Below are 11,299 nucleotides of genomic sequence, written 5' to 3' on the forward strand. Positions count from 1 at the left end.
CTTCGCCCCCGCCAGAGCACCAACAACTTCGGGCGACACGCCTACCCCGCTGCCCTTGCCCTGCAAGGGTGATAACGTCCGTTCGCATGACCGCCATCGGCGCACACGGTAAACTTGCTGCGTGAATACTCCTACCTATACCGCTCAGGAACTTGCAGACCGTTTCGGCCTGCAGGTGCACGGTGACCCGTCGGTTGCCATCCATGGTGTTGCCACGTTGGCGCATGCCGGCCCCGGGCAACTGACCTTCCTGGCCAATCCGCGCTACCGGGCCCAACTCGCTGACAGCAAGGCATCCATCGTGCTGCTGCGCGCCGATGACGCCGAAGCCGCGCCGGGCACCGCCTTGATTGCCAAGGACCCTTACACCACGTTCGCCAAGATCGGCGCGCTGTTCGAAACGGTGCCAGTCCGTGAGCCCGGCATCCACCCCAGCGCGGTCATCGACCCCAGCGCGACGGTGGCAGCCAGCGCCCATGTCGGCCCGCACGTCTGCATCGGCGCGCGCAGTGTGATCGGCGAAAGCTGCATCATTGGCGTCGGCAGCATCATCGGTGATGACTGCGTGGTCGAAGCCGGCACGGAACTGCTGGCCCGCGTCACCCTGGTTGCCCGGGTCAAACTGGGCAAGCGCGTGCGCATCCATCCGGGTGCCGTGCTCGGTGCCGAGGGCTTCGGCCTGGCGATGGACAACGGCCACTGGATCAAGGTGCCGCAGCTGGGCGGCGTGCGCATCGGCGACGATTGCGAAATAGGCGCCAATACCTGCATCGACCGCGGCGCACTGGAAGACACCACGCTGGACGAAGACGTCCGCGTGGACAACCTGGTGCAGATCGCCCACAACGTACAGATCGGCGCACACAGCGCCATCGCAGGCTCCACCGGCATCGCCGGCAGCGCCAAGATCGGCCGCTACTGCCTGCTAGGCGGCGCCGTCGGCGTGGTTGGCCACCTGGAAATCTGCGACCACGTTGTCATCACCGGCAAGTCTGTGGTGCGCAACTCGATTACCGAACCGGGCGAATACTCGTCAGGTACCCCTTTGACCGACAACCGCACGTGGCGCAAAAACGCCGCGCGCTTCAAGCAGCTCGATTCGCTGGCAAGGCGCATCCTGGCTGTGAGCAAGGAGAAAGAATGAACGCACCGCTGCAGATGCCCATCGACGTCAACATCATCCAGACGTTGATCCCGCACCGCTATCCGTTCCTGCTGGTCGACAAGGTTGTCGACCTGGATGTGGACGCCAAGCGCATCATTGCGCACAAGAACGTCACCATCAACGAGCCCTACTTCCAGGGCCACTTCCCGGGTCAGCCGATCATGCCCGGCGTGCTGATCATCGAAGCGCTGGCCCAGGCCGGTGGCGTGCTGACCCAGCTCAGCCTCGGCCGCGACGCGCAGTCCAAGCTGTTCTATCTGGTCAAGGTCGACAACGTGCGCTTCATGAAGCAGGTTGTGCCGGGTGACGTGCTGGAACTGCATGTACAGGTCAAGCGCATGATCCGCAACATGGCGGTCTACTACGGCGAAGCCAAGGTGGATGGTGAAATCGTCGCACACGCCGAAGTGTTGTGCGCCGGCACCCGCGAATAATCTGCCCGGAGCAAAAGATGAGCGATAGTGCCCCTCTGATTCACCCGACCGCAGTCATTGATCCTTCGGCCAAGCTCGGCCAAGGCGTGCGCGTGGGTGCATTCACCCTGATCGGCGCCGACGTCGAGATCGGCGACGGCACCGAAGTGGGGCCGCATTGCAGCATCCACGGGCCGACCCGGATCGGTCGCGACAATCGTTTCATCGGCCACGTTGCGGTCGGCGGCGAGCCGCAGGACAAGAAATTCGCCGGTGAACGCACCGAACTGGTGATTGGCGACCGCAATGTGTTCCGCGAGTTCGTCACCCTCAGCCGCGGCACTGCCGGCGGCGGTGGCGTGACCACCATCGGCAACGACAATTGGATGCTGGCTTACGCGCACGTCGCCCATGACTGTCATGTGGCCGACCATTGCGTGTTCTCCAACAACACCACGCTGGCCGGGCATGTCTCGGTTGGCAACTGGGTGATCATCAGCGGCTTCGCCGGTGCCCACCAGTTCTGCCGCATCGGCGACCATGCCTTCCTCGGCATGGGTGCACTGGTCACCGGCGACATCCCGCCGTTCACCATGGTCGGCATCGACGGCCACGGTCGTCCACGCGGTATCAACAGTGAGGGCCTGAAGCGTCGTGGCTTCGACGCCGAACGCATCAGTGCGATCAAGCGCGCTTACCGCACCATCTACGTTGCAGGTGTGCCGCTGGCCGAAGCCAAGGTGGCGTTGGCCGAGCAGGCCCAGAGCAGCGACGACGTCAAGCAGATGCTGGACTTCATCGAGCACGGCGAGCGTCCGCTGCAACGATGAACGCTGTAACCCAGGATTCCGGACTGGCGCTTGGCCGCAAGCCGCGCATCGCGCTGGTAGCCGGCGAGGCGTCGGGTGACCTGCTCGGCGCCGGCCTGATCAATGCCCTGCGTGCGCGCTATCCCGATGCCGAATTTGCCGGCATCGGCGGCGATGCGATGCGCAATGCCGGTTGCGAGACCTGGTTTGATGCCAGCGAGCTGGCGCTGATGGGCCTGGCTGAAATCCTGCGCCATCTGCCGCGCCTACTTAAGCTGCGCAAGGAATTCCGCCAGCGCGTGCTCGACTGGCAACCGGATGTATTCATCGGCATCGACGCACCGGATTTCAATCTGGGCGTTGAAAAGTGGCTCAAGCAGCGCGGCCTGCGCACCGTGCATTACGTCAGCCCCTCGGTCTGGGCCTGGCGCGAAAAGCGTGCCGAGAAAATCGGTGCCAGTGCCGATCTGGTGCTGTGCCTGTTCCCGATGGAACCGCCGATCTATGCCCGACACGGCATTGATGCACGCTTCGTCGGCCATCCGATGGCTGATGAAATTCCGCTGCACAGCGATCGCACAGCAGCGCGGCAAGCGCTGGGCATTCCCGAGCAGGCAAAGCTGCTTGCGGTACTGCCCGGCAGCCGCCTGGGCGAAGTGAGCCGGCTCGGCCCGCCGTTCTTCGCCGCTGCCTGGCAGCTGTGCGAACAAGACCGCGGCCTGCATATCGTCGTGCCTGCGGCCAATGCCAAGTGCAAGGCGATGATCACCGAACAGATCCGCAGCGCAGCGCTCCCCAGCGCGCGCCTGCACCTGCTCGATGGCAAGGCACGCGAAGCAATGATCGCCGCCGACGTGGTGATGTTGGCGTCCGGCACCGCCACGCTGGAAACCATGCTGGTCAAACGACCGATGGTGGTGGGCTACCGCGTGGCCGAACTCACCTATCGCATCGTCAAGGCACTGGGCCTGATCAAGGTCAATCGCTTTGCCCTGCCCAACGTGTTGGCCGGCAAGGACCTGGCGCCGGAGCTGATCCAGCACGAATGCACGCCAGACAATCTGGCAGCTGCAGTGCGTAACTGGTTTGAGCATCCCGACTGCGTCAGCGGCCTGCAGGACGACTACCAGCAGCTGCACCAGCAACTGCGCCAGGATGCCTCGGCACGCGCCGCCGACGCTGTCGCCGGGCTGCTGCAGACACCGCGCAAGCCAGGCCAGCCGTGACCGCCAAGCGCACTCCCAAGGCAGCGGATGTTTCGCTGTCCTTGTTTGACGATGCCGCCTTGCTCGCACGGCAGGCCCCACGTCTGGTCGCCGGTGTCGACGAGGCCGGGCGCGGCCCGCTGGCCGGCCCGGTCGCGGTAGCAGCCGTGGTGTTCGATCCTGAACGTCCACGCATCAATGGCCTGGACGACTCCAAGGCATTGACACCACTACGCCGCGATCAGCTCTACGACCGCATCATCGAACGCGCATTGGCTTACAAGATCGTGATGGTCGACGTGGCCGATATCGACAGCCTCAACATCTTCCAGGCCACCATGCAGGGCATGCGCCTGGCGGTGGAAGGCGTGGTGCATGTGGCCGAGTTCGCCCGCATCGATGGCAACAAGATTCCCAAGGGCCTGCCCTGCCCGGCCGAAGCACTGGTCGGCGGCGATGCCATCGACCGCAGCATCATGGCCGCCTCGATCCTGGCCAAGGTCAGCCGCGACCGCTTCATGCTGGAACTGCATCAGCAGCATCCCGAGTACGGCTTTGACCAGCACAAGGGTTATGGAACGCCCTTCCATATGGCCGCACTGCGCACACATGGCCCCTGCCCGCAGCACCGGCGCAGCTTCGCCCCGGTCCGTGCTTGCCTGGAAACCGCTTGAGTCACACGCTGCCCCCCATCGGGGCAAGCAATCGATTGCATATGATCATTGCCCGCCGCAAGCCAGCCACCCGCTGAGCCCCGACACGGTCCCGGGCGTCGATCAGGCCATCATCGACACCGCCTGGCCAAAACTGGCAGGTGAAGTGGCCAACTTCCTCGACTACCAGCGCCTGCGCCAGCTGGAGGCCGAACGCCAAGGCCGCGGCTACCATGACATCGCCTTCAACCGCCGCAGCTGGCTGGAGCTGCGTGAAATCGAAGCCCGCCTGCACGAGCAACAGCGGCGGGTACGTGAAAGCAGTTACGCACCTGAACCGCTCAGCTACTTCCGCGTTCACTGACAGCGGCACCGTCAGGGCTCCAGCCAGACCCGACAAGGTCACGCTGGAGCCCTGCCGCGCGGGGCTTGGCGATCAGACCCACCGGGCCTGCGTCCGTCCTGATAGTGTGCACAAGCGGGCCACTGGCCCGTGCCGGCGCGCGCAGCGGGCATGTCAAGCCTTGCCCGACCCCGCCCCCGTCGCTACCCTGCACCAGCATACTTCTGGCTCCGCATGTCTACTTCTTCCCGCTTCGTCCATCTTCACGTCCACACCGAATTCTCGATGGTGGACTCCACCATCCGCGTACCCGCCAAGCCCGATCAGGCCGATCCCAAGAAGGCCAAGCAGCCCAACCTGCTGAGCCGCTCGGTCGAAATGAAAGCGCCGGCATTGGCCGTCACCGACCTGAACAACATGTTCGCGCTGGTGAAGTTCTACAAGGCTGCCGAAGGCGTAGGCATCAAGCCCATCGCCGGTGCAGATCTGCTGATCACCGAGGACGGCCAGGACCCCTGGCGCATGACCTTGCTGTGCCGCGACCGCGAGGGCTACCTGAGCCTGTCAAGGCTGCTGACCCGTGCGTGGATGGAAGGCCATCGCAACGAAGGTGGCGTCGCTGTGCATCCGCAGTGGCTGAAGGACGGCTGCAAGAATCTGTTCGCACTGGCCGGCCGCCACAGCCTGGCCGGGCGTCTGGCCAATGACGGCCGCCACGATCTGGCTGAGCAGCAGCTCGCCGACTGGCAGCGCGTATTCGGCGACGGCCTGCATCTGGAACTGACCCGCACCGGCCGCGATGGCGAGGAAGCCTTCAACCAATTCGCGCTGCAGGCCGCCGGCCAACGCGGCCTGCCGGTGGTGGCGACCAATGATGTGCGCTTCCTGTCGCCGGATGATTTCTACGCGCATGAAGCGCGCGTCTGTATTTCCACCGGCCGAGTGCTGGACGACCCCAAGCGTCCGCGTGAGTACAGTGCCGAGCAGTACCTGAAAACGCCGGAACAGATGTGCGAGCTGTTCGCCGACATCCCCGACGCTATCGACAACACCCTGGCGCTGGCCGAACGCTGCAACGTAGAGATGCGGCTGGGCACTTACTTCCTGCCCAACTATCCGGTGCCGGACGACCAGACCCTGGACAGCTGGATCCAGAAGATCTCGCGCGACGGTCTGGAAGAACGCCTGCAGGTGCATCCAATCGCTGCCGGCATGACCCGCGAGGACTATGACGCGCGGCTGGAGTTCGAGCTCAACACGATCATCAAGATGGGCTTCCCCGGCTACTTCCTGATCGTGGCCGACTTCATCCAGTGGGGGAAGAACCAGGGCATTCCGATTGGTCCGGGCCGTGGTTCCGGTGCGGGTTCGCTGGTGGCGTGGGCGCTGAAGATCACCGATCTGGATCCGCTGCCCTACAACCTGCTGTTCGAGCGCTTCCTCAACCCGGAACGCGTGTCGATGCCCGACTTCGACATCGACTTCTGCATGGATCGCCGCGATGAGGTGATCGACTACGTTGCGCGCAAGTACGGCCGCGAGCGCGTCAGCCAGATCATCACTTACGGCACCATGGCGGCCAAGGCGGTGGTGCGTGATACCGGCCGCGTGCTCGGCTTCCCCTACGGCCTGGTCGACGGCGTTTCCAAGCTGATCCCCAACATCCTCGGCATCCACCTGAAGGATGCGCTGGGCAAGGGCAAGGAAGGCACTAGTTCGGAAATGGCTTCGGCCGAGCTGATCCAGCGCTACGAGTCCGAAGACGACGTCCGCGACCTGATCGACCTGGCGCTGCAGCTGGAAGACCTGACCCGCAACGCCGGCAAGCATGCCGGTGGCGTGGTGATCGGGCCGGAGCCGCTGAGCGAATTCTGCCCGCTGTACGCCGAACATGACGATGGCGGCATCGGCAAGAACCCGGTCACCCAGTTCGACAAGAACGACGTTGAAGAAGTGGGCCTGGTGAAGTTCGACTTCCTCGGCCTGCGCACGCTGACCATCATTGATTGGGCGGTGAAGGCGATCAACAAGCGCCATGAGCGCGCCGGCATTCCGCCGGTCGACATCGCCCATATCCCGCTCGACGACGCCCCGACCTACAAGGACATCTTCGCCAACGGCAATACCGGCGCGGTGTTCCAGTTCGAATCCTCAGGCATGCGCCGCCTGTTGAAGGACGCGCGCCCCGACCGCTTCGAAGACCTGATCGCGCTGGTGTCGCTGTACCGCCCCGGCCCGATGGACCTTATTCCTTCCTTCAACGCGCGTAAGCACGGCCAGGAAGAAATCATCTATCCCGATCCGCGTACCGAGGCCATCCTGAAAGACACCTACGGCATCATGGTGTATCAGGAGCAGGTGATGCAGATGGCGCAGATCGTCGGCAATTACTCGCTGGGCGGCGCCGATCTATTGCGCCGTGCGATGGGCAAGAAGGTGCCGGCGGAAATGGCCAAGCACCGCGAGATCTTCCGCGAAGGTGCGGCCACCGGCGGCGTCGATGGCCCCAAAGCCGACGAAATCTTCGACTTGATGGAGAAGTTCGCCGGCTACGGCTTCAATAAATCGCATGCTGCTGCCTATGCACTGGTCAGCTACCAGACCGCCTGGCTCAAGCGTCACTACCCGGCCGAGTTCATGGCCGCGACGCTGTCCTCGGACATGGACAACACCGACAAGGTGGTGGGCTTCCTGGCCGAGGTGAAGAACCTTGGCCTGACCGTACTGCCGCCACGCGTCAATGACTCGGCCTATATGTTCGAGGCGGCCAACGCCGACACCATCCGATACGGACTGGGTGCGATCAAGGGCGTCGGCCAAGGTGCGTGCGAAGCGGTAGTGGAACAACGCGAGCGCGGTGGCGAATATGTCTCGCTGCTGGATTTCTGCGTGCGCGTGGAATCGGGCAAGCTCAACCGCCGCACGCTGGAAGCGATGATCAACTGCGGTGCCTTCGACGGCATCGGCAAGAACCGCGCGACCCTGGCGCTGCAGCTGCCGGAGGTGATCAAGGCCACCGAGCAGATGGCGCGCGAGAAGGCCTCCGGGCAGAACTCGCTGTTTGGTGCACCGGACCCGGTCAGCACCGCCAGCCAGCTCGACCTGCCCGAGAGCAAGGAATGGCCGCTGGCACAGCTGCTCAATGGCGAGCGCGAGACGCTGGGTTTCTTCCTCAGCGGCCATCCGTTCGACCCGTATGCCGATGACGTCAAGGAACTGGTCGGTACCGACCTCGGCGGACTGGACAAACTGATTGCACCGGCCTTCCCCTCCAAGGACGGCGAGAAACGCGCATGGCGCCAGGAATCCCCGGTGATCCTGGCCGGCATGGTCATTGGCGTCCGCCGCAAGGGCGACAGCCAGGTCTTCGTGACCCTGGAAGACGGCAAGGGCCGGGTCGAATGCAGCGCGTTCTCCGACGGCCTGGCCGAATTCGGCCACCTGATGACCAAGGACCGCATCCTGGTGGTCAAGGGCGGCCTGCGCGAAGACGAGTTCAACGGCGGTTATGCCCTGCGCATGCGTCAGTGCTGGGACTACGAGCAACTCTGCGCCGACCACGCCTTGCGCCTGTCGATGCGCGTGGACGGCCGCGGCGGCCCGATCTGGCAACGGATCGACGCCCTGCTTGCCACCGCCCGCCCGGGCCGTACCCCCCTGCGCCTGGACCTGCTGCTCAACGGCAAGCCCGGCAGCATTGCCGGCATGCTCGACCTCGGCAGCAGCGGCTCGGTGCGGGTCACGCCCAAGTTGTTGGATGCCCTGCGTGAGGATCCGGCCGTGCGCCGGGTCAAGGTCAAGTACAGCCCGCCCTGGGCCAATTGATTGTCCGGACGGACGCGTACGGGTTGATACGGCGCGTTCGGCTACACTTCCCCCCTTTCATTGCTGACGGTTTCCGATGAATCCGAACTACCTCGATTTCGAGCAACCCATCGCCGATCTGGAATCCAAGATCAAGGACCTGCGCAATGCCAGCGCTGGCCCGGCGGTCAATGTCGATGCTGAGGTCAAGGCGCTTGAAGACAAGCTGCGCCTGCGTACTGCCCAGATCTTCCGCAACCTGTCCTCGTGGCAGGTGCTGCAGGTGGCCCGCCACCCATCACGTCCCTACCCCTTGGACTACATCCGCATCTTCTGCGACGAGTTCCAGGAACTGGCCGGCGACCGCGCCTTTGCCGACGACAAGGCCATTGTTGGCGGCCTGGCCCGTATCGGCGGCCGCTCGGTGATGCTGATCGGCCACCAGAAAGGCCGCGACACCAAGGAAAAAATCAAGCGCAACTTCGGCATGCCCAAGCCCGAGGGTTACCGCAAGGCACTGCGCCTGATGAAGATGGCCGAGCGCTTCGGCCTGCCGGTGCTGACCCTGATCGACACCGCTGGCGCCTGGCCGGGCATCGATGCTGAAGAGCGCGGCCAGTCCGAAGCCATCGCCCGCAACCTGATGGAGATGGCCGAGCTGAAGGTGCCGGTGATCTGCACCGTGATCGGTGAAGGCGGCTCCGGCGGCGCACTGGCGCTGGGCGTGGGCGACCGCACCCTGATGCTGGAGTACAGCGTCTATTCGACCATCACCCCGGAAGGCTGCGCCTCGATCCTGTGGAAGGACGCCGGCAAGGCCAAGGACGCCGCCGAGCAGTTGGGCATGACCGCCCCGCGCCTGAAGAGCCTGGGTCTGATCGACAAGATGGTCCGCGAGCCGATCGGCGGCGCGCACCGCAACCCGACCCAGATGGGCAAGCGCCTGAAAGCCGTGCTGCTCAACGAGCTGGAAGCGCTGGACAAGCTGTCGGTCGAAGAGCTGCTGGAACGTCGCTACAAGCGCCTGCGCAGCTACGGCGTCTACGAGACGGCGTAATCACGCCAATACTGCCGAGGACACACGGATGAGTCCGATCATTCTGCTTTCGATAGTCCTGCAGGTCGCCTGCTGCGTGCACGTCGTGCGCACCGGGCGGCCGTTGTACTGGATCTTCATCCTGCTGTTCTTCTCGTACCTGGCAGTGCTGATCTACGTGATCGCCGAGGTATTGCCCGAGCTGCGCAACAGCCCGAGCGCGCGTCGTGGCCTGCGCAAGGTCCGCGACCAGATCGACCCGACGCGTGGCAAGCGCCAGGCCGACCAACACCTGCGGGTATCTGACACCGCAGACAACCGCAGGCGCCTGGCCCAGGAGCACCTGGACCGCGGCGAATATGCCGAAGCGGCGACGCTATACCAGGGTGCGCTGCGCGGCCTGCACAGCCAGGACCCGGACCTGATGCTGGGCCTGGCCAAGGCCCAGTACGGTCTGCAGCAACCGGCGCAGGCACGCCAGACACTGGAAGCGCTGATCGCCGCCAATCCCAACTTCCGCTCGCATGACGGCCACCTGCTGTATGCCCGCACGGTGGAAGACAGCGCCGACATCCCTGCCGCCCTGCACGAGTACGAAGCCATGATCGGCGGCTACCCGGGCGAAGAAGCGCGGCTGCGCTATGCCTTGCTGCTCAAGCGCGCCGGGCGCGAGGACGACGCTGCCAGGCAACTGCAGAACATCCTCGACCGCGCCGAGACCTCACCGCGCTACTACCAGCAGGCGCAGCGCACCTGGATCGATGCCGCGCGCAAGGAACTACGGCAGCTGACGCCGGCGGGCTGAGCACAGGATCAGGGCTTTTGCAGGAGCGGCGTCAGCCGCGAAGCTAGCCTTGCTGAAGCCCTTGGCACCTGCGCCATCTGGTGATGTACTTGCTTCGCGGCTCACGCCGCTCCTACAAACACGGTAGCCGCCTGTTTGCTGGCACCGGATTGTGGCGATGCCTTAGGCAAGTGGACTGTGTTATCTGCCTTCTCCCCATCCCCGGCGAGGCCAAGCAGCATGATCACCAGCCTGAAAGTCCTGTTGATCGCCATCAGCCTGCTCGCCAGCATGTACCTGATCGCCTGCGCCCTGCTCGCCTTCAATGCACGCAGCATGCTCTACCACCCTGCCCCGCGCAGTGCCGATGTTCCGCACTGGACCATGCCACGCGGTGATGCCGACATCATCGTCTCCAGCAACAGGCAGCACGGCACACAGCTCGTACTGTATTTCGGCGGCAATGCCGAAGACGCCTCGCAGGCGCTGCCGATGCTGCAGCAGGGCTTCCCCGATGCCGCCATCCACGCCATGCACTACCGCGGCTATGGCGGCAGCAGTGGCTCACCGACCGAAGCCATGCTTGTTGGCGATGCGTTGGCGCTGTATGACGGCACCAGCCGCGGCCACGCACACGAGATCATCGTGGTCGGCCGCAGCCTCGGCTCAGGCGTCGCCGTGCAGCTCGCGGCTGCGCGGCCGGTTCAACGCCTGGTATTGATCACGCCTTACGACAGCATTGGCGACTTGGCTGCACGCATGTTCCCGGCTTTCCCGGCGCGCCTGCTGCTACGCGATCACTACGACTCATGGCGTCATGCTGGGCGGATCAGTGCGCCCACCACCTTGATCATTGCCGGCAGGGACGAGGTGATTCCGAATGCGAGCTCGTTGCGGCTGCTGCGCGAATTCCAGCCCGGCGTGGCGCAGGCAGTGACCATCGCTGATGCCGATCACAATGATGTGTTTGACTATCCGCAGTTTGCGGAGGCGTTGCGGGGGCGGTAAGGGTCACAAGCTCAACCCCTCCCCAGCCCTCCACCTGGAGGCGCCACATGGGGCGGGGCGCGAACAACCCACCCCATGG

General features: G+C 64.4%; 10 protein-coding genes. All 10 read left to right on the forward strand.

Annotated elements, in window-relative coordinates; translation table 11 throughout:
- The first annotated feature begins 121 nt into the window (after positions 1–121).
- The 10 genes from lpxD to ACVOK8_RS07150 all read left to right on the forward strand — a co-directional run bounded on the left by lpxD (position 122) and on the right by ACVOK8_RS07150 (position 11,220).
- Entirely contained in the window at positions 122–1,144 is a 1,023-nt protein-coding gene (lpxD, locus tag ACVOK8_RS07105) for a UDP-3-O-(3-hydroxymyristoyl)glucosamine N-acyltransferase (protein WP_481566214.1), read from the forward strand.
- Complete coding sequence (gene fabZ / locus ACVOK8_RS07110) at positions 1,141–1,599, forward strand: 3-hydroxyacyl-ACP dehydratase FabZ (protein ID WP_481566215.1); 459 nt, start codon at positions 1,141–1,143, stop codon at positions 1,597–1,599. The genes lpxD and fabZ overlap by 4 nt, the downstream gene beginning before the upstream one ends.
- 17 nt (positions 1,600–1,616) lie before the next feature.
- Positions 1,617–2,408, forward strand: coding sequence for an acyl-ACP--UDP-N-acetylglucosamine O-acyltransferase (gene lpxA, locus ACVOK8_RS07115; protein WP_481566216.1), 792 nt, complete (start codon positions 1,617–1,619; stop codon positions 2,406–2,408).
- Positions 2,405–3,613: a lipid-A-disaccharide synthase gene (gene lpxB / locus ACVOK8_RS07120; protein WP_481566217.1), complete on the forward strand. Its 1,209-nt coding sequence runs from the start codon at positions 2,405–2,407 to the stop codon at positions 3,611–3,613. Before lpxA ends, lpxB begins: the two co-directional genes overlap by 4 nt.
- A 35-nt stretch (positions 3,614–3,648) precedes the next feature.
- Positions 3,649–4,266 carry a ribonuclease HII gene (locus ACVOK8_RS07125; RefSeq protein WP_481566224.1) on the forward strand — a complete coding sequence of 206 codons (618 nt, stop codon included), beginning with the start codon at positions 3,649–3,651 and terminating at the stop codon, positions 4,264–4,266.
- A complete protein-coding gene (locus tag ACVOK8_RS07130) occupies positions 4,244–4,609 on the forward strand; it encodes a hypothetical protein (protein ID WP_481566218.1) in 366 nt (121 codons plus the stop codon). The genes ACVOK8_RS07125 and ACVOK8_RS07130 overlap by 23 nt, the downstream gene beginning before the upstream one ends.
- A gap of 213 nt (positions 4,610–4,822) precedes the next feature.
- A complete protein-coding gene (gene dnaE, locus ACVOK8_RS07135) occupies positions 4,823–8,413 on the forward strand; it encodes a DNA polymerase III subunit alpha (RefSeq protein ID WP_481566219.1) in 3,591 nt (1,196 codons plus the stop codon).
- A gap of 76 nt (positions 8,414–8,489) precedes the next feature.
- Positions 8,490–9,449, forward strand: a complete 960-nt coding sequence (locus tag ACVOK8_RS07140) for an acetyl-CoA carboxylase carboxyltransferase subunit alpha (RefSeq protein WP_481536010.1) — start codon at positions 8,490–8,492, stop codon at positions 9,447–9,449.
- 28 nt (positions 9,450–9,477) lie between these two features.
- Positions 9,478–10,233, forward strand: coding sequence for a tetratricopeptide repeat protein (locus tag ACVOK8_RS07145; protein WP_481566220.1), 756 nt, complete (start codon positions 9,478–9,480; stop codon positions 10,231–10,233).
- A gap of 219 nt (positions 10,234–10,452) precedes the next feature.
- Positions 10,453–11,220, forward strand: a complete 768-nt coding sequence (locus tag ACVOK8_RS07150; RefSeq protein ID WP_481566221.1) for an alpha/beta hydrolase — start codon at positions 10,453–10,455, stop codon at positions 11,218–11,220.
- Positions 11,221–11,299 lie beyond the last annotated feature (79 nt).

It is taken from the genome of Stenotrophomonas sp. STEN083 (assembly GCF_056759195.1).

What these genes read in the sequence shown, in the direction of transcription:
- fabZ (WP_481566215.1), top strand. Translation starts at nt 1,141, where the DNA reads ATGAACGCACCGCTGCAGATGCCCATCGACGTCAACATCATCCAGACG.
- lpxB (WP_481566217.1), top strand. Translation starts at nt 2,405, where the DNA reads ATGAACGCTGTAACCCAGGATTCCGGACTGGCGCTTGGCCGCAAGCCG.
- ACVOK8_RS07150 (WP_481566221.1), top strand. Translation starts at nt 10,453, where the DNA reads ATGATCACCAGCCTGAAAGTCCTGTTGATCGCCATCAGCCTGCTCGCC.
- ACVOK8_RS07145 (WP_481566220.1), top strand. Translation starts at nt 9,478, where the DNA reads ATGAGTCCGATCATTCTGCTTTCGATAGTCCTGCAGGTCGCCTGCTGC.
- lpxA (WP_481566216.1), top strand. Translation starts at nt 1,617, where the DNA reads ATGAGCGATAGTGCCCCTCTGATTCACCCGACCGCAGTCATTGATCCT.
- dnaE (WP_481566219.1), top strand. Translation starts at nt 4,823, where the DNA reads ATGTCTACTTCTTCCCGCTTCGTCCATCTTCACGTCCACACCGAATTC.
- ACVOK8_RS07140 (WP_481536010.1), top strand. Translation starts at nt 8,490, where the DNA reads ATGAATCCGAACTACCTCGATTTCGAGCAACCCATCGCCGATCTGGAA.